Below are 8,560 nucleotides of genomic sequence, written 5' to 3' on the forward strand. Positions count from 1 at the left end.
GGCGTTGCAGCGCCTGGTGGATGCGACGCAGGCGATCGCCGCCGACTTCAAGACCAACATCACCGACTTCACCGACATCATCGAGCACTCGGGACCGGTTCTGGACAGCCAGGTCGACTCGGGTGACGCGATCGAGCGCTGGGCACATAATCTGAACACCCTGGCCGCGCAGTCCGCCGAGAAGGACCAGGCCGTCAAGGGCATACTGCGTCAAGCGGCACCGACCGCCGATGAGTTGAACGGGACGCTGGGCGATGTGCGGGACACGCTGCCGACGACGCTGCAGAACACCGTGATCACCACCGACATGCTCAAGCGTTACCACCGCAACGCCGAACAGCTTCTGGTGTTCGTGCCGCAGCTGGCGTCGATCCTGCAGACGGTCACCGCGCCGTTTCCCGACCGGGGTGCATTGGACATCCCGGGCGGGATATTCAACCCACCGCCGCCCTGCCTGACCGGTTACATGCCGGCAGCGCAGTGGCGGGCATTCGCCGACACCAGCCCGGCCGAGCTGGTGGACTCCTATTGCGCCATCCCGCAGGACACCCAGGGGCAAGCCGTGCGCGGAGTGCGCAATATCCCGTGCGTCGATGCGCCCGGCAAACGCGCGCCGACGCCGCGCGACTGCCGCAGCGACAAACCCTATATCCCGCTCGGCACCAACCCCTGGTATGGCGAGCCCAACCAGATCCGCAACTGCCCGGCGCCGGGTGCGCGCTGCGATCAACCGGTCGAGCCGGGCCACGTGATCCAGGCGCCGTCGGTCAACACCGGCCTCAACCCGCTGCCCGCCGATCGGGTCGCACCGACGCCGCCGCCGCGCAACGACCCGCTGCAACGGCCCGGCGCCGGGATCGTCCAGTGCAACGGGCAGCAGCCCAATCCGTGCGTCTACACTCCGAGCGGGGCCCCCGCAGCGATCTACCGCCCGCAGAGCGGCGAGCTGATCGGGCCGGATGGCGTCACGTTCTCCGTCGACGACTCGAGCAATACAGGAGACAACGGATGGAAGGACATGCTGGCGCCAACCAGCTGAACACCTCCGCTGCCGATGACGCATCACCGTCCGGAAGTCTCGGCCGGCCACCAGACGACGAGGCGGTCGACACCGCCCCGGATTCGTCTGCCGACCCGGTATCGACAGTAGGCGAGCAAGCACCGTCACCTGGCTTGTCTCGGCTCGGCACCGGCTGGGTGCGGGGCATCTGTGCCGCGTTGCTGGTGCTGACCGCCGGCGTGGGGACCGGTGGCTACTTCGCGTTGCGCTCTGACAACGAAAGCCGGACGATCGCCCGTGATAACGCCGCGGCCACCGCGGCCGCCAAGGATTGTGTCGCCGCCACCCAGGTGCCCGACGCCGCCGCTCTGCCCGCTGCGCAGCGGAAGATCATTGAATGCTCCACCGGTGCTTTCGCTGCGCAGAACGCGGTGTACGGCACGCTACTCGAACAGGCTTACCAGGCAGCCGATCCCCACGTTCAGGTGGCTGAGATGCGGACAGCGGTCGAACGCGACAACCCCGACGGCTCGGTCGACCTGTTGGTGGCACTGCGCATCAAGATCGACAGCATGATGGGGCAAGGGCAGCTGTACGGATATCGGATGCGGGTGAAGATGGCACGCGACGAAGGACAGTACAAGATTGCCAGCCTCGACCTGGTGACGAAGTGACGGCGGTGGTCGACGACACCGAGACCACCGCGGCAGTCGAAGAGACACCGATGCCGGTGACCTTGGCGACCTGGTGGGTTCGCGCCGCGGCGTTCGCCGTCGACGTGCTGCCGGGCGTTGCCGTGGTGACGACGATGGCGTTGGCTGCCTTAAGTGTGCCGCTGCGTGGCGGGTGGTGGTGGTCGGGTGTTTCGATCGCCGGACTTGCGATAGTGCTGATCGCCGCCAACCGTGCATTGCTGCCCGCGATCACCGGGTGGAGCCTTGGTCGCGCCGTTTTCGGTATCGCGGTCCAGCCGAACAGCAGCGCCCCGATCGGGCCCGCCGTGCTGGTCGGGCCGTGGCGGCTGCTGCTGCGCGACCTGGCCCACCTACTCGACACCGCCTCGGTGTTGGTGGGCTGGCTGTGGCCGCTCTGGGACGAGCAGCGGCGCACTTTTGCCGATATGCTGGCGCGGACACAGGTGCGACGGGTATTGCCGACCCGGCCGCCGCGAAACGTAGCTGTGCGCGCCGCGGTGGTTTTTCTGATTGCTGGGCTGCTGTGCGTCGCGGGTGCGGTGATGAGCTATCTGGTGGTGTACCAGCATGATCGGGCCATCGACCAGGCTCGTGCGGAGATCGCCGTGCGGGGACCGAAGATCGTCGAGCAGATGTTGACCTACAACCCGAAGTCGTTGCAGGACGATTTCGCGCAAGCCCGCTCGCTGGTGACCGAGAGATACCGCGGACGGCTGGAGGCCGAGCAGCAGGCGGTCGAGAAGACGCAACCGGTCGCCAACGAGTACTGGGCGGTCAATAGTTCGGTGTTGTCGGCCACGCCGCGCGACGCGACAATGTTGGTGTTTTTGCAGGGTGAGCGCGGTGATCCGGGTAAGGAGCGGCCCCTGAGCGCGTCGGTGCGGGTGAGCTTTGTCAGGTCGGCGACCGCTGGGGCCGCACAGTGGCTCCTCGACGACCTCACCGTGGTGACCAAACCACTGCCTGCCGAGGATGGCAATTGAGTCCGCGCCGCCGGGTTCAACCAGACGAAACGCCGCTGTTCGCGGCGAAAACCGTTGCGCGCGCACGGCCGTGGCGGCTGCAGCGGCTGCCGGTCATGTTTGTCGTCGCCGGGTTGGTCATCGCAGAGGCGATCACCGCCGCCGCCCTGACGTTGATCTCGCATGAGGCGCACCGGCGGGCGGCGATGCGAGACGTCGCGGTGCTGGGCGAAGTCCGCTCCTTCATGACGTTCTTTACCTCACCGGATCCCTTTCACGTCAACGACTACGTGGACGGAGTGCTAGCCCACGCGACCGGTGAGTTCGCGAAACAATACCAGGACAACGCGAATTGGATCCTGCTCCAGGTGGCCAGGCAGGAGCCGGGAACCGGCAGGGTTCTCGACGCCGGAGTGGAGCGATGGAACGACGACGGCAGCGCCGACGTGCTGGTGGCCACCGACGTGACCACCGCGTCGGCGGACGGCAAGAACTCCGTCGACATCGCCTATCGCTGGGTGGTCACGGCCAAGCAGGAAGGGGATCAGTGGAAGATCAGCAATCTCGCTCAGGTGATCTGAAAGACGAAGCCGGCAAGGGAAGCAGAGATTGTGCGCCCGACGCTGTCGGTGAGGCCGCTGTCGGTGAGGCCGCTGTCGGTGAAGCCACTGTCGGTGAAGACGCAGCCGCTGAAGCGCCGGCGGAGGATTCTGTGGAAGCTCGTGATGCAGCCCGCCCGGCGAAGCGGTGGATCGGTCGGCGGCCCGCCGTCGGGGTGGGTGTGTCTGCCGCGCTGTTCGTCGGTGCCGCGGCGTTTGCCGGTTTCACGGTGCAGCCGTATCTGGCTGACCGGGCGCAGGTGGCGATCAAAACGGAGATCGCCCGGACCGCGGTCAACGCGATCACCACGCTGTGGAACTACACGCCGGAGAACATGGACACGCTGGCCGACCGTGCGTCGGTCTACCTCAGTGGTGACCTCGAAGCCGACTACCGCAAGTTCATCGACGCGATCGCGGAGACCAACAAACAGGCGAAAGTCACCGACAGCACACAGGTTACCGCCGCAGCCGTGGAATCACTGGACGGCCGCGAGGCCACGGTGCTGCTCTACACCAACACCTCGGCGACCAGCGAGCTGAAGGGGGCCGTTCCCTCGCTGAAATACCTGTCCTATCGATTGTCGATGCGGCGCGACCATCACCGGTGGGTGATCACCAAAATGCCGACGGTCACCTCGCTGGATCTGACTCCTCGGGTGTAAAGGTTGCGAACTGTTCGGCGAAACGCGTGTGAAGGTGCTTGTTTGTGACAGAACGTAGGTTTGACTGGCTGGTGTGTCATGCCCGTTGGCTCACCGGTGTCCGAGCGACTCACCGTGGCGGCGCTGCTGCTGCTGACCTTCGGCACCGGTCTGGTCGACGCGATCAGTGTGCTGGCGCTCGGCCGCATCTTCGTGGCCAACATGACCGGCAACGTCATCTTCCTCGGCTTCCTGTTCGCCCCGGGCACCGGCACGGATCCCATCGCCGCGGTGTCGGCGTTCGTCGGGTTTCTGGCCGGCGCGGTGATCGGCGGCAGGCTGGTGCGACGGCTGGGGCGGCTGACTCGGCTGTGGCTCACCGTGGCGCTGGGAACCGAGATCGCGGTGTTGACTGTGCTGTCGATCCTGGCCGGCGCGGCTGGTGCTGCGATACCACGACCACACCAAGCTGATCTTGATCGCCGGGCTGGCGGCGGTGTTCGGATTGCAGGACGCCACTGCACGCCAGTTCGGTATCACGGAGCTCTACACCACCGTGCTCACCTCGACGATCGTCGAGATCGGTTTGGACAGTAGGCTCGCCGGCGGCACCGGCAGCTGCGAAAGGCTGCGCTACAGCGTCGTTGTGGCGATGCTGAGCGGTGCGGTGGTCGGCGCTACCTTGTCGCGGCTGATGGTGGCCCCGGTGATCGCCCTCGCCGCCGCGGTAGTTGCGGTGAGTTTGTCGCTGTTCCGGTTCGGCTAGCTACCCGGTTGGTAGACCCAGCCCAAGCGTACTGCGGGCACGACAGGCTCAGAGCGCGGTTGCTGCCCGTGTAGGCGTGGTCGAGACGCCGAGTTCGGCGAGATGCTGGTGCTGGGCGATGGGATCCTGCGCGTCGGTGGAACACCCCGCGCCGTCGGCGTCTGCGGAAGGAGAACACCGAATTATGTTTATACCGCTCGGCATCAGCTAGGCTTGCCTGATTGTGTCCGACTCATCGGATCTCGAAGCCCGCGTGGCCGCGCTGGAGGCCCGGCTGGGAGAGCTAGAGCAGCAAGTCAGCACCGCCCAAACAGACGCCAGCGCGGCCCGGGAGCTTGCCGCGGGCGCCGACCGGGATGTCTCTGAGGTCCGGGCCGAACTCCGCACGCACACCCGCGCACTCAACGCCTTGCGGGAAGCCCAGGTCGAGCAAGGACAGGCGATGGACCAAGGTTTCGCCGAGATGCGGGCACGGCTGGACCAGACCACCGGCGGTCTCGATCAGATCCTGGGCCTGTTGAATACCCTAATCGGCCGCGACGACAAGTCGTAGCTCCGCGGCCCGAGCTCACGCGCGTGGGTGGGGCACGCGAAGAGTGGCACGGGGGTGAGCAGGCCACGGCGAGTCTCGAATGGGGTTGATAGCCGGGTCGAGCAGGAGCGATTGGAGCCGCTCTGAGTCCGTCCGGCGACCCGGATGGTCATCGGGTCGGCGGAAGCCATGAACACGGTGTAGGCGAAATGTAGGTCGGTGTTCGACAGCGGATTTCTCTGCGAACACCGTTGTACGTGAAGTGAAGACCGAAACCGTTGCCCTACTGCGAGAACGGCCCGATTTATCCCAGAATATGAGATAGTTATTTCACAATGTAAGCTCCGGCCGGTAACGTCGCATCTGGAGTCGCTTCGATCGCAGGGGGCTACATGATCAATGCGGGGCAGCAGGCCGTCTACACCCACGGGCACCACGAGTCGGTCCTGCGGGCACATCGCACACGCACGGCGGAGGACTCTGCCGGGTACCTCCTGCCGCACCTTCGGCCCGGCATGTCGGTGCTCGACATCGGCTGTGACCCTGGAACAATCACCGTCGACCTCGCCACGCGTATCCTGCCCGGGCAGGTCACTGCCATGGAGATAACCGAGGACGCCCTGAACCTGGCTCGCACAGAAGCGCGATCGCGAAACCAGGTTAACGTCTCATTCGCAGTCTCCGACATTCACGCGCTCGATTTCCCCGATGACACCTTTGATGTGGTGCATGCCCACCAGGTGCTCCAACATGTCGCCGATCCGGTGCGAGCACTACGGGAGATGCGGCGGGTATGCGTTCCGGGCGGGATCGTCGCAGCCCGGGACGCCGACTACGCCGGGTTCATGTGGTCCCCGAAGCTTCCAGCATTGGATCGCTGGCTCGACCTCTACCGTCGAGCGGCCCGCGTCAACGGTGGCGAGCCCGACGCAGGACGTCACCTGCTCGCCTGGGCTCAGGCAGCCGGATTCGACGACGTCACACCGACCGCAAGCGTGTGGTGCTTCGCGGCACCAGACACACGCGGTTGGTGGGGCGGGATGTGGGCACCCGCAGAGCGTGACATAGGTGTGAAGTTATCGGAGTATGCGGCCCGGAACGGGATCAAGTATCGGGCGGCCTGGAATCGGTATAAGGCGGGTCGACGCCCGAAGGTGGCCCGCTTGAGCGCCGGCCTTCAGGAGCTCTTGGCCGGCTCAGCTCATTGCTAATTGAAGGCCAGCCAACTCGGCAGGGCGCGTTCATGCGAATCGCAGAGCACCTGGCGGGTGTCGCACGACCCCTTGGGTGCACCCGCACCGGCCCACATTCCGCCGGTGTCGCGACGCAGCACGATCGCCGACGAGCCGCCACCATCCAGCAGCACCGCGGTGTCGCTGCCCAGACCGCGGAAGAGATCCTGCATGTTGTCCGGGGTGTAGTTGCCGCCCTCGAAGACGTACATCTCGTCCTTGGGCCTCGAGTAGGCGATCGCGGTTCGGGCCGCGCTGGGCCCGCCGTCGTTGAGCTGGCCGGTGTTCCCCGGCGCCAACAGCCCGAGTCCGCTCACCGCGACAAATCGTTCACCCTTATCCACGAGTTCGCCGACGACCGGACCGGCGGCGTCGTAGTCGCCACCGTCTCGACCGCCCTTGGGCCACACCACATACGGTGCACCGTGGCTGGGCAGGATCATGGTGGCCAACGTGGACCAGTGCTCACTGCCACCGGAGAGCCCCTGCTTGCCGGCGTAGGCAACGGTTCCGGTGACTACCTGGTTGGCCCGGCCTTGCCCGCGGGTGTTGTCGACGTAGGCGCCTAGCGGGGAGCTGCACCCGGTCGACCGCCACGAGCCGCCTTTCTGGCCGCGCACGTCGAAGAAGTTGGCATTGATCGCGATCGTCGGCTGTCCCAGCATTCGCCAGGCTTGCAGCGGGGGATAGATTTCCGAAGCCTGCCACAGCCCCTCACCGGTGCGGGCCCGCGGGTCGCGTTCACACCGTGCCTGGAAACCGGCGTGGCTATCCACCAGCAGGTGCGGTGAAAGTCTTTGCGACGCAGCCTTGATGATCATCAGATGCCCGCCGTTGTTCATTTCGTACCAGCTACCGTCGGCGTTGAGCATGGGGGCGGGGTGTCCGCCGCCGAAGTTGTAGACCAAATACGAACCGCGCGTGGTGGCGATCGCGTTAGCCAGCAGGTCGCGGCCGTCGGCGGCCTGCGCCACGGGTTGGCCGGCACCGGTTGCCACCATCAGGCACAGCACCATCGTCGCGCAGCCGGCCGCCAGGCGGCGCGGGGCTGCGCCCAGGCGGCGGGGGTATGCCCGGTGTGCCACGATTGCCCTTTCGGCGTTCAGGTCGATAGGCCAAATGCTAACGACGGCAACGCCGGTAACGCGCCAACATGTGTCACGGGTTGGCTGCGGTTCGGTACCGGTGCAATGACGTTCCCTCGCTTGGGCTTTGCTTCCCGGCTGACTCGCTATGAGGTCTTGTGCGGCACCCCGATCGTCAGGCCGCCGTCCACCACGAAGTCCGCTCCGGTGGAGTAGGAGGACTCGTCGGAAGCCAGATACAGCACGCAGGCGGACACTTCGGCGGGCCGGGCGCCCCGGCCGAGCGGGATCTGCAGGAAATCATCGGGGATGCCGATCGTCATCCGGGTCCGGACCAGACCCGGCAGCACGGTATTCACCCGGATGTTGTGCGCGGCCAGCTCCAGCGCCGCCGCCTTGGCCAGTCCCCGCACCGCGAACTTCGACGCCACGTAGCCGTACAGGCCGGGGCTGCCCCGCACGCCCTCGATCGACGAGATGTTGATGATCGAGCCGCCCCCGGCCTCGATCATCGGCGTCACACCCGCCTGCATGCCCAGGAATGTCCCGGTCAGGTTGACGTCGATGACTCGCTGCCAGTCGGCCAGCGGAAGGTCTCGCAGCGTATTGCCGCTGGCGATACCGGCGTTGTTGACCAGCACGTCGAGCTTGCCGAAGGCGTCGACGGCGACCTTGACGGCGGCCTGCCACTGATCGGGCTGGGTGACGTCGAGGTGGATGAAGCGGGCGGCTTCGCCCAGTTCCCCGGCGAGTTTGTCGCCCTCCTCGTCGAGAATGTCCCCGACGACGACCTTGGCGCCCTCGGCGGCCAGTAGCCGGGCATGTGCGGCGCCCATCCCGCGAGCGCCACCGCTGATTAGTGCAACTTTGTCATCCACTCGGCCCATGGCCGGTGAGGTTACCTGAGGCCAGCTGAGGCCAGCTGAGGTTACCCGCAGCTATCCGGCGCCCGGTGCGGCACCGTACGCTGCCCTGATGGCCACCACCCGCGTCGAACGGGCCTTCGACGGCGTCGGTGGTGTGCGCATCGTCTACGACGCCTGGA

9 protein-coding genes and 1 pseudogene are annotated in these 8,560 nt (G+C 66.2%); 8 read left to right on the forward strand and 2 right to left on the reverse strand.

The window, feature by feature from the left end; genetic code table 11:
• From AC2VOP_RS17490 to AC2VOP_RS17525, 8 genes and pseudogenes are all read left to right on the forward strand, one after another.
• Positions 1–1,039 (forward strand): Mce/MlaD family protein (locus AC2VOP_RS17490; RefSeq protein ID WP_486962137.1); only part of this gene is annotated, 1,039 nt, incomplete at its 5' end.
• Complete coding sequence (locus AC2VOP_RS17495; RefSeq protein ID WP_486962138.1) at positions 1,009–1,674, forward strand: hypothetical protein; 666 nt, start codon at positions 1,009–1,011, stop codon at positions 1,672–1,674. The genes AC2VOP_RS17490 and AC2VOP_RS17495, both read left to right, overlap by 31 nt.
• On the forward strand, positions 1,671–2,678 hold the full coding sequence (locus AC2VOP_RS17500; protein ID WP_486962139.1) for an RDD family protein: 1,008 nt from the start codon (positions 1,671–1,673) through the stop codon (positions 2,676–2,678). Before AC2VOP_RS17495 ends, AC2VOP_RS17500 begins: the two co-directional genes overlap by 4 nt.
• Positions 2,675–3,238, forward strand: coding sequence for a mammalian cell entry protein (locus AC2VOP_RS17505; RefSeq protein ID WP_486962140.1), 564 nt, complete (start codon positions 2,675–2,677; stop codon positions 3,236–3,238). Before AC2VOP_RS17500 ends, AC2VOP_RS17505 begins: the two co-directional genes overlap by 4 nt.
• Positions 3,205–3,921 (forward strand): mammalian cell entry protein, encoded by a 717-nt coding sequence (locus AC2VOP_RS17510; RefSeq protein ID WP_486962141.1) that lies wholly within the window; start codon positions 3,205–3,207, stop codon positions 3,919–3,921. Before AC2VOP_RS17505 ends, AC2VOP_RS17510 begins: the two co-directional genes overlap by 34 nt.
• A gap of 78 nt (positions 3,922–3,999) precedes the next feature.
• Positions 4,000–4,666 (forward strand): annotated as a pseudogene (locus tag AC2VOP_RS17515) (YoaK family protein).
• A 223-nt stretch (positions 4,667–4,889) separates the two neighbouring features.
• A complete protein-coding gene (locus tag AC2VOP_RS17520) occupies positions 4,890–5,219 on the forward strand; it encodes a hypothetical protein (protein WP_486962142.1) in 330 nt (109 codons plus the stop codon).
• A 371-nt stretch (positions 5,220–5,590) separates the two neighbouring features.
• The gene (locus AC2VOP_RS17525; protein WP_486962143.1) at positions 5,591–6,409 is read left to right on the forward strand and encodes a class I SAM-dependent methyltransferase; all 819 of its coding nucleotides are present in this window, start codon (positions 5,591–5,593) and stop codon (positions 6,407–6,409) included.
• Here the strand turns inward: AC2VOP_RS17525 and AC2VOP_RS17530 are convergent.
• Both AC2VOP_RS17530 and AC2VOP_RS17535 read right to left on the reverse strand, forming a co-directional pair.
• Entirely contained in the window at positions 6,406–7,446 is a 1,041-nt protein-coding gene (locus AC2VOP_RS17530) for a phosphodiester glycosidase family protein (protein WP_486962145.1), read from the reverse strand. The two genes, AC2VOP_RS17525 and AC2VOP_RS17530, sit on opposite strands and share 4 nt — an antisense overlap.
• Before the next feature lie 215 nt (positions 7,447–7,661).
• On the reverse strand, positions 7,662–8,402 hold the full coding sequence (locus AC2VOP_RS17535; protein ID WP_486962144.1) for a glucose 1-dehydrogenase: 741 nt from the start codon (positions 8,400–8,402) through the stop codon (positions 7,662–7,664).
• Between the last annotated feature and the right edge of the window lie 158 nt (positions 8,403–8,560).

It is taken from the genome of Mycobacterium sp. TH-M106, assembly GCF_057473765.1.

Bases quoted from the DNA above. Each gene is read 5' to 3' on its own strand.
- AC2VOP_RS17495 (WP_486962138.1), top strand. From the start codon at position 1,009: ATGGAAGGACATGCTGGCGCCAACCAGCTGAACACCTCCGCTGCCGAT.
- AC2VOP_RS17525 (WP_486962143.1), top strand. From the start codon at position 5,591: ATGATCAATGCGGGGCAGCAGGCCGTCTACACCCACGGGCACCACGAG.
- AC2VOP_RS17530 (WP_486962145.1), bottom strand. From the start codon at position 7,446: ATGGTGCTGTGCCTGATGGTGGCAACCGGTGCCGGCCAACCCGTGGCG.
- AC2VOP_RS17535 (WP_486962144.1), bottom strand. From the start codon at position 8,402: ATGGGCCGAGTGGATGACAAAGTTGCACTAATCAGCGGTGGCGCTCGC.